The 1,023-nt window shown below is 60.4% G+C and carries 1 protein-coding gene; it reads right to left on the minus strand.

The annotated features are described in order from the left end of the window. Nucleotides 1-32: 32 nt before the first annotated feature. Nucleotides 33-1,023, minus strand: a 991-nt coding sequence (locus J6525_RS46410; protein ID WP_312010078.1) for a dienelactone hydrolase family protein, incomplete at its 5' end; no start/stop codon positions are given.

Below are 1,023 nucleotides of genomic sequence, written 5' to 3' on the forward strand. Positions count from 1 at the left end.
GGGCCAATAGGCGACATCCGGTCGTCGCCCGATCATGGGAGTTGGAACGCCTTCTTGAAGATTGCCTTGACGGCTTGCTTGGCTTCACGGGTAGCGACCGGATCGTGGCCGATGTGCACGCCGTGCACGACGCACGTGTCCGTATAGGCGAATGGCCGCTTGGTGTCGGTGTTAATGAGCAGCCCATCGGCATCCTCTTCGATCAAGCAATTGCGCACACTCTGGTATCCAGGCTGCATCGCTGCAGGCTGCGCACCGAGCGGGTTGTCGAATGCGTGCGAGGCGTTTGGATACTCGGTCAGTTGGACATCTGCGCCAGCGGCTCGCAGCCGCTCGACGTACGCCTTACAAGCGGCAATCGGGTTGTAGTTATCCGGCGTACCGCCGAAGATGCGGATGGGTCGACCGACGACATCGGTATCGGACAGGAATTTCGTCGCGCAATCCGGGTAGAACGAAACGTAGGCCGCAAGCTCTACGCCTGACCTATTCCACAGCCGATGGAAGCGCTTGAGGCTCGCATAGAGGGTGGCCTGGCCCCCACGCGAAAAGCCCATCAGCGCGATGCGTGCCGGATCGACTCTCGGATGTTTCGCCAGCACCTCGAGGGCACGATAGATGTCGAGTATGAAATTGAGGCGGCCGAGCAGGGCTTGATTGGTGTTTACCTCGATGAGCCCACGTCCAGTGAAGCCGTCGAGCGCAAATGTCGAAACGCCGATCTTGTTGAGCTCCCTGACCCACATCTCGACGTTAGGCGCCATACCGGCGGAACCATGCTGCAGGACCACGACCGGCAACTGACCAGAGTTCGTCGCGAGCCGGAGCTGTCCAGAAGTCGTCGTTGCCTTCCCGACGGCCTCACCGCGCAAAAATTGCGTATCCGATAGCGTCAAGGTGTTAATCGAATGCAGTTCGGTGCGTGCAGCCATATCCGGCAAGATGGGCTCGATATTCGCCTCGTCTGCCGACGGCACGGCTGCTTGTCTCCGCTCCACGCGCTCGTCGCTCATGACGCCCCCC

This window comes from Bradyrhizobium australafricanum (assembly GCF_020329495.1).
GTDB lineage: Bacteria > Pseudomonadota > Alphaproteobacteria > Rhizobiales > Xanthobacteraceae > Bradyrhizobium > Bradyrhizobium australafricanum.